This is a genomic window from Gordonia sp. C13, from assembly GCF_023218005.1.
Lineage (GTDB): Bacteria > Actinomycetota > Actinomycetes > Mycobacteriales > Mycobacteriaceae > Gordonia > Gordonia namibiensis.
The window spans coordinates 53,318-66,203 of the sequence record NZ_JALPSY010000014.1 but is presented as its reverse complement, the minus strand read 5'-3'; the positions used below and the strand labels follow the sequence as shown (position 1 = coordinate 66,203).

Below are 12,886 nucleotides of genomic sequence, written 5' to 3'. Positions count from 1 at the left end.
AGTGCTGGCTGACTTCTGGCCGGCCGGCGTGGAGCCGGCCGGCTTCGAGCAGAGGGGTCAGAGGAGTTCGAGGATGGTGGTGTTGGCCATGCCGCCGGCCTCACACATCGACTGGAGTCCGTAGCGGATCCCGTTGTCGCGCATGTGGTGCACGAGGCGGGTCATCAGGATGGCGCCCGAGCCACCGAGCGGGTGTCCGACGGCGATCGCGCCGCCGAGCGGGTTGAGCCGTTCGATGTCGGCGCCGGTCTCGGCCTGCCAGGCCAGCGGCACCGGTGCGAAGGCCTCGTTGATCTCGAAGGCGCCGATGTCGTCGATCGACAGACCGGAACGCTTGAGCGCCTTGGCCGTCGACGGGATGGGGCCGGTCAGCATGACGACCGGGTCGTCGGCGGCGACGACAGCGGTGTGGATGCGCGCGATCGGGGTCAGCCCATGCGACTTCGCCGTCTCCGACGACATGATCAGCAGTGCACCCGACCCGTCGGAGATCTGCGAGGAGTTGCCGGCGTGGATGACGCCGTCCTCGGCGAACGCCGGCTTGAGCTTGCCGAGCGACTCCAGGGTGCCGCCACGGCGGATGCCCTCGTCACCTTCGAGCACACCGGAGATCGGGGCGAGCTGCCCGTCGAAGGCACCGCGGTCGACGGCAGCAGCCGCGAGTTCATGTGAGCGCAAGGAGTACTCGTCGAGACGGGTGCGGTCGAAGCCCCACTTGGAGGCGATGGTCTCCGCACCGAGGCCCTGGCTGAACTTGTCGATGCCGTAGCGGTCGAGGACGGTCGCCGGCTGGTGCTCGCCGTTGGGGGCCGAGCTGCCCATCGCGACACGGCTCATCGACTCGACGCCACCGGCGATGACGACGTCCTGCTGGCCCGAGATGACCGCGGCGGCGGCCTGGCTGACGGCCTGCTGGCTCGAACCGCAGGCACGGGTGACGGTGGTGCCGGGCACCGATTCCGGCCATCCGGCCGCGAGGATCGCGGTGCGGGCGATGTTGCCGGCCTGCTCCGACGACTGGCTGACACAGCCCCAGACGACGTCGTCGACGACCGCGGGATCGAGCCCGGTCCGCTCGACGAGAGCCTCGAGGACGTGGGCGGACAGGTCGGCCGGGTGGATTCCGGACAGGGCTCCGCGGCGGCGTCCGATCGGGGCGCGGACGGCGTCGACGATCACTGCATCGCGCATGAGGTCTCCTAAGAAGGTCGGGCAGTGGATTGCGTTGTGGATGGAACCGAGGACGTCCGTGAGCGGAAATCACCCGTCCTATCGAGCCGACCATGAACAGGTCTGGCGGACAAGTCGATTCCCGCTCACGGACGATGAGGTGCTGCCTATGGGCCTAGGCGGTCAGGACCGCGTTCGGGCGCAGACGCTTGCGGTCACGCACGGGGTTGGCGAAGACCAACGCCAGCACGGCGCAGACCGAGGCGACCAGTCCGAGGACCTGGAACGCGGTGGCATATCCCTCGGCCGGAGTGGCCGCGGCGTCGACGATGACGCCGGTGGCGTACGGCGCGACGAGGCCGCCGATGGCCATGATCGCCAGGAACACACCGAGGGTGCCTGCGGTCTGGCGCGGCGGGCAGGTCTCCGCGACAGCGGCGTTGAGCAGCGGGAACACCATGGCGGCGAAGCCGTAGCCGACCGACAGGATCAGGACGCAGACGATCGGGGCGCTGATCGAGGGCAGCAGGAAGAGCAGGACACCGGAGATGAGGACGCCGACCGACGGGACAACGATGCGGAGCACCCGCGGGGATGCACCCTTGGTGATCATGCGGTCGCTGGTGACCGAGCTCAGCAGCATGAGAGCGAGGCCGACGATCGACGGGAAGGCGAACATCGAACCGGACTGCAACTGGCTGTATCCCAGGCCGTCCTCGAAGTACGACGGCAGCCAGGTCAGCACGACGGACACCAGTGCGTAGACGCTCATGACCAGCAGGGCGCCGGTGATGAAGGTCGGCGCGAGGAAGATCTTGATCCACGGGGTGGCCGGTTCGGCGTCGGCCGGGGAGGCCTCGGCCTTCTCAGTGCCGTCGACCTTCTTGGTCTTGCCGCTTGCGATGTACGGGCCCGGGCGCCAGACCGTGAGCCACGCGACGGCCCAGACCATACCGGCGGCGGCCAGCGAGAACAGCGCCCAGCGCCAGCCGAAGCTGACCGTGATCACGGTGAGCAGCGGGGCGATCGCGATCTTGGAGATCGATGCGGAACCGGCGAGGAGTGCACCGGGCAGTGCGCGGCGGGCGGGCGGGTGCCACGCGTAGGCGGCGGTGTGCAGCAGCGCCGACGACGGCCCCTCGGCGAGGCCGAGGAACAGCCGGCTGATGAGGAGGACCGCGAAGCCCGCCACCGCGATCATCGGCAGCATGGCCGCCGCCCAGCACAGGCCGAGGAGGACCAGCGACCAGCGCAGCGTCATCCAGCGGTTGAGCAGACCGGCGAAGAAGCCGCCGATGGTGAAGGTGAGGAAGAACAGGCTGCCCACGAGACCGATCTGAGCTGCGGTGAGGCCGAGCTCGACACGGAGCGGCTTTGCGATGATGCCCAGCACGGCCTTGTCGGCGTAGTTGATGACGTACAGGCTCACCAGCAGGGATGTGAGCCCCCATGCGGTGAGGCGGCGTTCGCCGAGCGGGCCGTAGCCGCCGCGCGGGGTGGGAACACTCTCGAAGTCGGAGGTGATGGGGGCGTCGGCAGCAGCGGACGCCGAGGGCTTCCTGCCGGAGCCGGAGCCGGAGGCGGTCGTGACCGTCATGAGGGTTACCTCTTCCAGGGGGAATGGAATCGGGGGGTCTGAGGACGATGCCGATCCAGTGGGGTGGATCACATCTGCACCTGATTGAACGGGCCGTGATCCCGTCGCCGCAACAGGCGCTCGGTGAACGCTCCGACTGCCACAGCCTATGTGTCAGCGATCACAACGCCCTGAGCAGCGTTCATTGGTCGGCCCTATCGGAGGGTTAGGCGCGAACACTGTTCGATCCGCCTTCGGAGACGGCGTGTCATTGGCCCGCGCTATCGCACCCTTAGCGCATCGCGTCTACTTCGGGCGGCCGCCGGACGGCATGCTTGCACATTGCGTCCCACATCCACCCGTCGGTGCGACCCCGCACCGCCCGTTCACGGGAGAGAACACACCACCATGACCCGTCTCGCGCAGACCCTGGGCCTCACCGAGATCCAGACCGAGATCGTCGCCAACGTGCGGTCTTTCGTCGACAAACAGATCATCCCGAATGCGCAGGAACTCGAGCATGCGGACGAATACCCGCAGGCCATCGTCGACGGCATGAGCGAGATGGGCCTGTTCGGCCTGATGATCCCCGAGGAGTACGGCGGCCTCGGCGAATCACTGCTCACCTACGCACTGTGCGTCGAGGAACTGGCTCGCGGCTGGATGAGCGTCTCGGGCGTCATCAACACCCACTTCATCGTCGCGTACATGCTGCGCCAGCACGGAACCGACGAGCAGAAGCAGCGTTTCCTGCCGCGGATGGCCACCGGCGAGGTCCGCGGCGCGTTCTCCATGTCCGAGCCCGAACTCGGCTCCGACGTCGCGGCCATCAAGACGACCGCCAAGCGCGACGGTGAGGACAACTACGTCATCAACGGCCAGAAGATGTGGCTGACCAACGGCGGGTCGTCGACTCTTGTTGCGGCCCTTGTCCGTACCGAGGAGGGCGAGGAGCGCCCGCACAAGAACCTGACCACCTTCCTGGTGGAGAAGCCCGCCGGTTTCGGCGAGGTGATCCCGGGCGTGACCATTCCCCGCAAGCTGGACAAGATGGGCTACAAGGGAATCGACACCACCGAGCTCATCTTCGACGGGTACCGCGCGCCCGCCACCGACATCCTCGGCGGCGTGCCCGGCAAGGGTTTCGCGCACATGATGGACGGGGTCGAGGTCGGCCGCGTCAACGTGTCCGCCCGGGCGTGTGGAATCGCCCAGCGCGCCTTCGAACTCGGCGTTAGGTACGCCCAGCAGCGCTCCACCTTCGGCAAGCCCATCGCCGAGCACCAGGCCATCGCCTTCTCGCTGGCCGAGATGGCGACCAAGGTCGAGGCCGCGCACCTGATGATGGTCAACGCCGCCCGCCTGAAGGATTCCGGCGAGCGTAACGATGTCGCGGCCGGCATGGCCAAGTACCTGTGCAGCGAGTACTGCGCGGAGGTCACCCAGGCGTCGTTCCGCATCCACGGCGGTTACGGCTATTCCAAGGAATTCGAGATCGAACGCCTGATGCGCGATGCGCCGTTCCTGCTCATCGGCGAGGGCACCAGCGAGATCCAGAAGCAGATCATCTCCAAGGGACTCCTGCGCGAGTACCGCGAGCAGTAACCCAATCCTTCTCTTCACCAACACCTTTAGGAACCGATATGCAGCGTCGCATCTTCACCGAGGACCACGAGGCCTTCCGCAAGACGATCCGGGACTTCATCGCCAAGGAGGTCACGCCCGTCTACCACGACTGGGAGAAGCAGGGCCATCCCCCGCGCGAGTTCTACAACCGGCTCGGCGATCTCGGCGTCCTGGGTATCGAGGCCCCTGAGGAGTTCGGCGGCGGCGGCGTCAGCGACTTCACCTACTCCCTGGTGATCGCCGAGGAGACCTCCGCGGCCGGCGTCACCTTCGGCAGCTACTCGGTGCACTCGAACCTGATCCTCCCCTACCTGATGGAGTACGGGACCCAGGAGCAGAAGGAGCGCTGGATCCCCGGATTCTGTTCCGGAGACATCATGTTCGCGATCGCGATGACCGAGCCCGGCACCGGCTCGGACCTCGCGAACATCGCCACCACCGCGAAGCTGTCCGAGGACGGCTCCCACTACGTGCTCGACGGCGCGAAGACCTTCATCACCGGCGGTGCCCTCGCCGACCGCATCCTCGTCGTCGCCCGCACCACCCCCTTTGATCCCGAGAACCGTCGTGCGGGTCTGTCGATCCTGGTGGTGGACACCAAGTCCGAGGGTTTCGCGGTCGGCCGCAAGATCGAGAAGATCGGCCTCAAGGCGTCCGACACCGCCGAGCTGTCCTTCGACTCGGTGAAGGTGCCGGTCGAGGACCTCCTCGGCGAGGAGGGTGCCGGCTTCAAGTACCTCAGCCACAATCTCGCCCAGGAGCGTCTGACCATCGCGATCGGGGCGTCGGCCACCGCCGCCGCGGCCGTTCAGCACGCCATCGCCTACACCAAGGAACGCGACGTCTTCGGCAAGCCGGTCGCGGCATTCCAGAACACGAAGTTCGTGCTCGCCGAATGCTCGGCCGAGGTCGGGGCGATCCGCGCCATCGTCGACCGTGCCCTCGAGCTGCACAACGAGGGCGAACTGACCGTCCCCGACGCGGCGCGCGCCAAGCTGTTCGCGACCGAGACCGCGGGCAAGGTCATCGACAAGTGCCTGCAGCTGCACGGCGGCTACGGCTACGTCCTCGAGTACCCGATCGCCCGCCTCTACGCCGACACCCGTGTCACGCGCATCTACGGCGGCACCAGCGAGGTCATGAAGACGATCATCGCGAAGGATCTGGGGCTCTAGGTTCCCGCTCAGTGATCACGTTGCGTCTTGTGCCGCTCTCCGGGACAAAACGCAACGTGATCCGACGTAACGCTGCCCCCGCCGAGTGCGACATCAGTGTCGAGAAGCAGCACGGATAACGCACTCTGCGCACGGACAGTCGCCTTGTGCCTTAATATTCGCTGAGCGAAGAGGATGAGGGGCTTAGTTGGTGCAGAAGTCTAAGCGCGGGGTACGCGTCCTGGCGGCGGTCTTGATCACCGCATTCGTGACGGCACTGGTGGCGGCGACCGCATCCCCTGCGCAGGCGGCACCCGTCCGCTACTCCGGCGGCCCGTACATCGCGATGGGCGACTCACGTGCGTCGGGCGGGTTCTTCACGCCGACGCCGGGCTACTTCGACGGCTGCAAGCGGTCGGCGCTCAACTACCCGAAGTACGTGGCGGCGATGACGCTGCCGCGGCGCTTCGTCGACATCTCGTGTGCCGGGGCGCAGTCGACGCACCTCTATCGCACCGTGCAGCACACCCCGCGTGGCGCGAAGGCGGTGCAGCTGAACCTGGTCCCCCGCGACGCCCAGCTCATCACCGTCAGCATCGGCGGCAACGACATGCAATGGGCCGCGATCCTCTCGCAGTGCAAGATCCGTCAGCCGCTCACCGACCGACGCTGCCGGAACAATCCGCAGCTCGAGAACGAGGTCCGGTGGCGCGTGCAGCGCATGGAGGACCGCGTCACCCCGGCGCTCCGGGCGATCCGCAAGAAGGCGCCCCGCGCGCAGATCATCGTCGTCGGCCTCGGCGGTTTCATCGGCAACAGCGGATGCTGGCCGCTGATCCCGTTGAGCGACCCCGACGCCCGGTGGATGCGACAGGTCTTCCATCGCGCCAACGACGCTCTCCTGCGCGCCACGACCAAGGTCGAGGGCCGTTTCGTCGACGCCAATCGCGGGTCACTCGGACATGATCCGTGCAATCTGATCAATCCCTGGTACGAGAGCGCGCTGTCGAACCGGATCGCGATGCCGTATCACGTCAACCAGGCGGGAGCATTGGCGATCGCCATGATGGTCAACGGCGCGATCCGCCGGTAGCGCGCGCATGACCGGTCACTAACCTGGTCGGCGTGGCTCATCTTCTCGGCGCGGAAACCCTAGGTCTGGAATACCCGACGACCAAGGTCTTCGACTCGGTCTCCCTCGGCGTCAACGAGGGCGATCGGATCGGCATCGTCGGGCGCAACGGCGACGGTAAGTCGAGCCTGCTGGCGATGCTCGCCGGCCGCAAGCAACCCGACTCCGGCCGCGTCACCGTTCGCGGCGGGGTGCGCGTCGGCGTCCTGGACCAGGTCGACCGCTTCGACGACGACGAGACCGTCGGCCACGCCGTCGTCGGCGACCGTCCCGAACACGAATGGGCGGGCGACGCCAAGGTCCGCGACGTGATCGGCGGACTGCTCGGCGACGTCGACTGGAACGCCACGACGAGCTCCCTGTCCGGCGGTCAGCGCCGACGCGTCTCGCTCGCCCGGCTCCTCGCCGGCGAACACGACGTCCTCGCGCTCGACGAGCCGACCAACCACCTCGACGTCGAGGCCATCACGTGGCTGGCCGATCACCTGAAGCGCCGCTGGCCCGCCAACGCCGGCGGACTGCTGGTCGTCACCCACGACCGCTGGTTCCTCGACGAGGTGTGCACGGTGACCTGGGAGGTCCACGACCGGATCGTCGAACCCTTCGAGGGTGGATACGCCGCCTACATCCTGCAGCGCGTCGAACGTGACCGGCAGGCCGCGACCATCGAGGCACGCCGCCAGAACCTCGCACGGAAGGAACTCGCCTGGTTGCGTCGCGGGGCTCCGGCCCGTACCTCCAAGCCGAAGTTCCGCGTCGACGCGGCCAACGCACTCATCGCCGACGTCCCGCCCGTCCGGGACAAGGTCGCACTCCAGTCGCTGGCTACCGCGCGCCTCGGCAAAGACGTCGTCGACCTCCTCGACGTGTCGGTTTCCTACGGTGACCGCGACGTCCTCGACGGAGTCGAATGGCGTCTCGCCCCGGGTGAACGGACCGGCATCCTCGGAGTGAACGGTGCAGGCAAGTCGACGCTGCTCGGGCTCATCGCGGGCACGGTCGAGCCGACCGCGGGAAATGTGAAGCGCGGCAAGACCGTCAAGGTCGCCACTCTCACCCAGCGGCTCGACGACCTGAACCGCTTCCTCGACGACCCGGTCCGCAAGGTGATCGCCGACCTGCAGACCACCTACACCTTCGGCGCCGGCTCGAAGGCACAGGAGCTCTCCCCCTCGCAGCTGCTCGAACGCCTCGGCTTCGACAGTGCCCAGCTGTCCACTCCGGTCAAGGACCTGTCCGGAGGGCAGAAGCGTCGTCTGCAGCTGCTGCTCATCCTGCTCGACGCCCCCAACGTGCTGATCCTCGACGAGCCGACCAACGACCTCGACACCGACATGCTGGCCGCCCTCGAGGACCTGCTGGACTCCTGGCCCGGCACCCTCATCGTCGTCTCGCACGACCGCTACTTCCTCGAGCGTGTCACCGACCAGCAGTTCGCCGTGATGAACGGCAAGTTGCGCCACCTCCCCAACGGTGTCGACGAGTTCCTGAAACTCCTTGCGGCACAACAGAAAGAAACGGCTTCCGCGACGGCGCCCGGCTCGAGCGGCTCGTCGAGCGAACCCACCTCTGCACTCAGCGGTGCGGAACTACGGGCGGCGAACAAGGAGCTGGCATCACTGGAACGTCGGATCGACAAGCTGCACAGCAAGATCGACGAGGCCCGCACCGCTCTCGCCGACCACGACCAGTCCGACTATCAGGGTCTGTCCGCCGAGACCGAACGCATCCGGGAGATGGAGTCCGAGCTCGCCGAGATCGAGGAACGCTGGATGGAGCTCGGCGAAGCCATCGAGTGACATCGATACCGAGCAGATCCCGCTGGTCGAGCAGCCGAGGAGCCTGCGACGAGGCGTATCGAAACCGCTACCGCCCGAAAGCTTCCCGGACCGCCGTCATGACATCGGGCAGCGACCCGTCGACGACGCTGCTGTGGTTTGCGCGGGCGTAGGTCTTCAGGTCGACGTTGGTGCCACCGCGCTCCATCGACGACCGCAGCGAACGGCTCAACGGGTACGGCAGGATCGGATCGAGCATGCCGTGGGCGATGGTGACCTTCGCCGGGTAGCCGGCGGTGGGGACCTCGGCGTAGGCCCGTAGCGCGTCGCGGAATTTCTGGTCCTTCGTGAACGACGACGCGACAAGCGATCCCGGCGATACCGACCTCAGCGCGGCGACGACGTCGCCGTTGCAGCGGGCGCGGGACCTGTCCAGGAACCGCTTGCCGCTGTCGGTGAGGAAGTCCCCGATCTTCAGCTCCGGCTGCGAATGGTCGAGGCCCGCGAGGGTGTACAGGAACGGCGCACTCAAGCCGTTCAGGGCGCCGAGCCCGGGAATCCGGGGTCCGAACAGGCCGAACAGATTCTCCAGGTTCGAGACCGGGGCGATCGCGACCGCACCCTTGACCGGGAGCTCCGGGGCGTACGCCGGTTGACGGTGCGCCGCATGCAGTGCCGCGTGACCCCCCTGGGAATGTCCGACCGACACCCAGGAGCTGCCCAGCGCGGCGTCCACCGAACGGGCGGCGCGGATCATGTCGATGATCGAGTACGCCGCGGCGGCACCGCCGAGATAGTCGGTTTCCCCGGCCGATCCGAGTCCGGCGTAATCGGTGGCGGTCACCGCGTAACCCGCGTCGAGCGCGGCCCGGACGGGTGCCTCGACCCCGTCCCCCAGTCGGTGCTTCGTCGGCGCACACTCGTCGGCGATACCGACGGTGCCGTGTGCCCAGGAGACCACCGGCCAACCCCCGGCCGGCGGTGTGCCGCGCGGGACCCAGTAGACGCCGGTCGCCATCGCCGGACGACCACGCTGGTCCCGCGTGGCGTAGGTCAGACGGGTTCCGGCGGCCGCTGCCGACGGGAGCTGGTCGTCAGGGACGTCGGTGGTGGTGAAGACGAATCCGTTGTCGGGGGCCGCGGCCGACGACGGCGGCGTCGACGCGAGCGACCCGACGCCGACGAGCACTGCGACAACGAACGTCACCACGGCGGTCAGGAGTCTGCGGAGCACCCGGACAACTGTAGTGACTCCCGCGAGAAGACGAGGTCAGGGAGTCGCGGCGGTCTCAGTTCGTGCCGAGGACGCGGGTTCCCGGTGCGGGGCCACTCGCGGTGCGGACCGCGCGGGCGACACCCGCTCCCGACAGCTCGGCGGCCACGTTCACCGCGGACTGCTCGTCCGCACAGAGGAACGCACACGTCGGGCCCGACCCCGACACGATCCCGTTGAGGGCACCTGCGTCGACACCGGCCCGCAGTGTGCGACGCAGCGTCGGCTGGAGGCTCAGCGCGGCCGGCTGGAGATCGTTGTGCAGCAACGGTGCCACCGCGCGGGGGTCACCGGAGGCGAGGGCCTGCATCAGGTCGTCGGGGGAACGCAGGAAGTCGCCGTCGTCGTCGACGTCACCGGACCTGCTGTCGCGCAGCCGGTCCAGCTCCTTGTACACCGCCGGGGTCGACAAACCCTCGCGTGCAAGGGCGAGCACCCAGTGGAACTCGCCGCGGGAGAGCACGTGCATCAGTTGCTCACCGCGGCCGGTGCCCAGCGCGGTGTTGCCGTGGAGGGCGAACGGGACGTCGCTCCCGAGATCGGCGGCGATCTCGGCGAGTTCGTCACGGGAGATGTCGAGCTTCCACAGGTGCGCGAGCGCGACGAGCGCACCGGCCGCGTCTGCGCTGCCGCCGGCCATACCCCCGGCGACCGGGATCGTCTTCTCGATCTGGATGGCGACGTGCCCCGCACGGTCCGCCCACCCGGCCAGGGCCTGTGCGGCACGGGCCGCGAGGTTGGAGGCGTCGGCGGGCACCGAACCTGCGCCCTCACCCCGGACCGTCACGGACAGCTCGTGAGCGCGGGCCACCCGGATGTCGTCGTGCAACGACAGTGCTTGGAACACGGTGACCAGATCGTGGTAGCCGTCATCGCGGCGCGGGCCGACACCGAGGTGGAGGTTCACCTTCGACGGGGCGCGCGCGGTGACCGAGTCGGTTACCACCGACAGCGACGTTCGCGACACAGTGAGTCAGACTAGTCGGGCCGGTGCGGATACGCGCTCAGGGCTGCTGCGCGGCGACTCAGGGCCGCCATCCACGTCGCGCGAGTTCCCCGACGTGGTCGACGACCAGGACGGCACCCGCATCGCGGAGTTCGGCCTCGGCGAATCCCCCGGACCGGACCGCGACGCACTCGGCGGGGAGCCGATGGGCAGAGGCGACATCCCACACCGTGTCCCCGACGACGATCGCCCGCCCGCCGCCGGCCTCCTTCAACGCCACCTCGAGAATGTCGGGTGCCGGCTTCGAATCGTCCGCGTCGTCCGACGACGTGACCGCCGCGAGATCGGCCCGCTCGAAACCCATCACTTCCAGTGCGGCGTCGGTGAATTCGGCCTTGCCCGACGAGGCGAGCGCGACCCGGTAGCCGGCGTCGAGCAGTCCCCGGACGAAGTCGACGGCGCCAGGCAGCGGCCGGACGTCGGGTAACAGCTTGCGGTAGTGCCGCTCCCAGTCGTCACGAAGGGTGTCGCCCAGCGACTCCTCGACATCATCGCCGCAGATCTCGCCGACGAGCCGGTCCCCACCCATCCCGATGGCGCGGTGGACCTCCCACCACTGCGGCGTGAGATCTCGCGCGGTGAAGGCCTGCATCCAGGCCAGCGCATGGAGATAGGTCGTGTCGATCAGCGTCCCGTCGACGTCGAGCAGCACGGTGTCCACATCACTCGAGGTGGTGTCTGGCATCTGCGCTTTCCTTCCGGATAGAGAGAATCCGGTTTACCCAACCGGCTCCGGGGCTACACCGCAACGACCGATCATTCGTAGAGACGTACCGCCAGAGGAGTCCCCATGCCAACCCGATTCGGGTACACCCTGATGACCGAGCAGGCCGGCCCCAAGGACCTCGTCCGCTTTGCCGTCGGCGCCGAGGGCGCCGGTTTCGACTTCGAGGTGTCCAGCGACCACTACTTCCCGTGGCTGTCCTCGCAGGGGCACGCCCCGTACGCGTGGTCGGTGCTGGGCGCGGTGGCCCACGCGACCGAACGCGTCGAGCTGATGACCTACGTGACCTGCCCGACGATCCGCTATCACCCGGCGATCATCGCGCAGAAGGCCGCGACCCTGCAGATCCTGGCCGACGGCCGCTTCACCCTCGGGTTGGGTTCGGGCGAGAACCTCAACGAGCACGTCGTCGGTGCGGGCTGGCCCGCGGTCACCGACCGTCAGGACATGCTCGCCGAGGCGATCGAGATCATCCGCAAACTACACTCCGGCGACCTCGTGGACTTCCGCGGCGAGTTCTTCCAGGTCGACGCCGCGCGCATCTGGGATCTCCCCGAGCAGCCCGTGCCGATCGGCGTCGCGGTGGCCGGCGACGCCGGGATCGAGACCTTCGGTCCGCTGGCGGATCATCTGATCGCGGTCGAACCGAACGCCGACCTCATCTCCTCCTGGAACGCGCAGGCGGCCACGGGGACGATCGACGGCAAGGGCACCCGCGCCATCGGGCAGATCCCGATCAGCTGGGGCCCGGACCGCGATGCCGCCGTCGAGAGGGCCCACGACCAGTTCCGGTGGTTCGCCGGCGGCTGGGATGTCAACGCCGACCTCCGCACCACCGCGGGCTTCGCGGCCGCGACCCAGTACGTCACCCCCGACGACGTGGCCGCCAACATCCCGTGCGGGCCCGATCTCGACAAGATCGTCGAGGCCGTGAAGCCCTACTGGGAGGCCGGATTCACCGACGTCGCACTCGTCCAGATCGGCGGCGAGACGCAGGATGACTTCCTGCGGGACGCCGCCCCGGAGCTGTTGGAGAAGTTACGCGCGGCGTCGAGCTGAGAATTCAGACGCCTCCGTGGTTTTCCAGATCGAACCGCGCCCGCGCTGCCACGCGGCACACCAATAGCCCAGTGACGCAACGCCTTCACCGCGGGAATGGAGTCCGGCGACGCCGACGAATCCACCGTCGAGAAGTTCGATCGTCCACACGCGCGAGCCCTCCGCGCGCGAGATCTCGCGTACGAACTTCTCGGCATCGGCACGCGTGAAGGGGCTCGGCAGCAGGGTGAACCGCTGGATTCCGGGGTCCTGACAGGCCTCGACGATCGGGTCGATGTCACGGTCCTCGGGTGGGCGCAACCGCAGGCGCGGCGTCGTCAGATTGGGCGCTTCGGACATGACAGACCTCGGTCGGGGATCGTTCGTTGCCCCTACCACGGTACGACCG

At 68.0% G+C, this 12,886-nt stretch carries 11 protein-coding genes; 5 read left to right on the top strand and 6 right to left on the bottom strand.

Translation table 11 applies throughout. The annotated features are described in order from the left end of the window. Positions 1-57: 57 nt before the first annotated feature. Complete coding sequence (locus M1L58_RS13030) at positions 58-1,191, bottom strand: thiolase family protein (protein WP_248659195.1); 1,134 nt, start codon at positions 1,189-1,191, stop codon at positions 58-60. A 154-nt stretch (positions 1,192-1,345) separates the two neighbouring features. Next, on the bottom strand, positions 1,346-2,767 hold the full coding sequence (locus M1L58_RS13025) for an MFS transporter (RefSeq protein ID WP_248659194.1): 1,422 nt from the start codon (positions 2,765-2,767) through the stop codon (positions 1,346-1,348). 387 nt (positions 2,768-3,154) lie between these two features. On the opposite strand from M1L58_RS13025, the gene M1L58_RS13020 reads away from it, so the two are divergent. From M1L58_RS13020 to M1L58_RS13005, 4 genes are all read left to right on the top strand, one after another. Beyond that, positions 3,155-4,351: an acyl-CoA dehydrogenase family protein gene (locus M1L58_RS13020; RefSeq protein WP_248659193.1), complete on the top strand. Its 1,197-nt coding sequence runs from the start codon at positions 3,155-3,157 to the stop codon at positions 4,349-4,351. 38 nt (positions 4,352-4,389) lie between these two features. Continuing rightward, positions 4,390-5,547 carry an acyl-CoA dehydrogenase family protein gene (locus tag M1L58_RS13015; protein ID WP_248659192.1) on the top strand — a complete coding sequence of 386 codons (1,158 nt, stop codon included), beginning with the start codon at positions 4,390-4,392 and terminating at the stop codon, positions 5,545-5,547. A gap of 187 nt (positions 5,548-5,734) precedes the next feature. Next, positions 5,735-6,619, top strand: coding sequence for an SGNH/GDSL hydrolase family protein (locus M1L58_RS13010; RefSeq protein WP_248659191.1), 885 nt, complete (start codon positions 5,735-5,737; stop codon positions 6,617-6,619). 32 nt (positions 6,620-6,651) lie between these two features. Continuing rightward, positions 6,652-8,457 carry an ABC-F family ATP-binding cassette domain-containing protein gene (locus tag M1L58_RS13005; RefSeq protein ID WP_248659190.1) on the top strand — a complete coding sequence of 602 codons (1,806 nt, stop codon included), beginning with the start codon at positions 6,652-6,654 and terminating at the stop codon, positions 8,455-8,457. Positions 8,458-8,524: 67 nt separating this feature from the next. Here M1L58_RS13005 and M1L58_RS13000 read toward each other — a convergent pair whose 3' ends face one another. The 3 genes from M1L58_RS13000 to M1L58_RS12990 are packed head-to-tail and all read right to left on the bottom strand — an operon-like array spanning position 8,525 to position 11,400. Next, positions 8,525-9,670 carry an alpha/beta fold hydrolase gene (locus tag M1L58_RS13000; protein ID WP_006867391.1) on the bottom strand — a complete coding sequence of 382 codons (1,146 nt, stop codon included), beginning with the start codon at positions 9,668-9,670 and terminating at the stop codon, positions 8,525-8,527. A 55-nt stretch (positions 9,671-9,725) separates the two neighbouring features. Beyond that, positions 9,726-10,676: a 4-(cytidine 5'-diphospho)-2-C-methyl-D-erythritol kinase gene (locus M1L58_RS12995; protein WP_006867390.1), complete on the bottom strand. Its 951-nt coding sequence runs from the start codon at positions 10,674-10,676 to the stop codon at positions 9,726-9,728. A 58-nt stretch (positions 10,677-10,734) separates the two neighbouring features. Then, the gene (locus M1L58_RS12990) at positions 10,735-11,400 is read right to left on the bottom strand and encodes an HAD family hydrolase (RefSeq protein ID WP_154882702.1); all 666 of its coding nucleotides are present in this window, start codon (positions 11,398-11,400) and stop codon (positions 10,735-10,737) included. 105 nt (positions 11,401-11,505) lie between these two features. Here M1L58_RS12990 and M1L58_RS12985 point away from each other — a divergent pair, with 105 nt between their 5' ends. Further along, positions 11,506-12,498 (top strand): LLM class F420-dependent oxidoreductase, encoded by a 993-nt coding sequence (locus tag M1L58_RS12985; RefSeq protein ID WP_006867388.1) that lies wholly within the window; start codon positions 11,506-11,508, stop codon positions 12,496-12,498. On the opposite strand, the gene M1L58_RS12980 is transcribed toward M1L58_RS12985, so the two are convergent. Continuing rightward, positions 12,478-12,837: a GNAT family N-acetyltransferase gene (locus M1L58_RS12980; RefSeq protein WP_248659189.1), complete on the bottom strand. Its 360-nt coding sequence runs from the start codon at positions 12,835-12,837 to the stop codon at positions 12,478-12,480. The genes M1L58_RS12985 and M1L58_RS12980 overlap by 21 nt on opposite strands. Positions 12,838-12,886: the final 49 nt, after the last annotated feature.

What these genes read in the sequence shown, in the direction of transcription:
- M1L58_RS13030 (WP_248659195.1), bottom strand. Translation starts at nt 1,191, where the DNA reads ATGCGCGATGCAGTGATCGTCGACGCCGTCCGCGCCCCGATCGGACGC.
- M1L58_RS13025 (WP_248659194.1), bottom strand. Translation starts at nt 2,767, where the DNA reads ATGACGGTCACGACCGCCTCCGGCTCCGGCTCCGGCAGGAAGCCCTCG.
- M1L58_RS13020 (WP_248659193.1), top strand. Translation starts at nt 3,155, where the DNA reads ATGACCCGTCTCGCGCAGACCCTGGGCCTCACCGAGATCCAGACCGAG.
- M1L58_RS13015 (WP_248659192.1), top strand. Translation starts at nt 4,390, where the DNA reads ATGCAGCGTCGCATCTTCACCGAGGACCACGAGGCCTTCCGCAAGACG.
- M1L58_RS12990 (WP_154882702.1), bottom strand. Translation starts at nt 11,400, where the DNA reads ATGCCAGACACCACCTCGAGTGATGTGGACACCGTGCTGCTCGACGTC.
- M1L58_RS12985 (WP_006867388.1), top strand. Translation starts at nt 11,506, where the DNA reads ATGCCAACCCGATTCGGGTACACCCTGATGACCGAGCAGGCCGGCCCC.
- M1L58_RS12980 (WP_248659189.1), bottom strand. Translation starts at nt 12,837, where the DNA reads ATGTCCGAAGCGCCCAATCTGACGACGCCGCGCCTGCGGTTGCGCCCA.